Below are 435 nucleotides of genomic sequence, written 5' to 3'. Positions count from 1 at the left end.
CGATGCCCGCGAAGCCCTCGCGATGGCCAGCCGGATCAAGCCCTGCGTGATCCTCCAAGACTTGGTAATGCCGGGCGCGGACGGCCTGGCGCTGGTGGAGCAACTCCGCGCCAACCCGGCCACCCGGGACACTTCCATCATTGTCCTTTCCACCAACGAGGATCCGCAGGTCAAAGGCCGGGCCTTTGCCCTCGGTGCCAACGATTACCTCGTAAAGCTGCCCGATAAGATTGAGCTGGCGGCCCGCATTCGGCACCACGCGCAGGCCTGCCTCAACCTGTCGCAGCGCGACGCAGCCTACCGGGCCCTGCGCGAGAGCCAGCAGCAGCTCATCGCCAGCAACGCCGCGCTCATTTCCCTCAACCACCAGCTCGAGGACGCCACGGCGGCCAAGTCCCAGTTCCTGGCGAACATGAGCCACGAAATCCGCACCCC

At 66.0% G+C, this 435-nt stretch carries 1 protein-coding gene; it reads left to right on the top strand.

What is annotated here, in order from left to right:
* On the top strand, nt 1–435 hold a 435-nt coding region (locus tag ACMUOY_RS20335; RefSeq protein WP_413894537.1), incomplete at both ends, for a response regulator.

The sequence above is a fragment of the Candidatus Skiveiella danica genome (assembly GCF_022705245.1).
Taxonomy (GTDB): Bacteria; Pseudomonadota; Gammaproteobacteria; order Burkholderiales; family Burkholderiaceae_C; genus Skiveiella; species Skiveiella danica.
The sequence above is the reverse complement of the archived record's forward strand: the minus strand, read 5'-3'. Positions and strand labels throughout refer to the sequence as shown.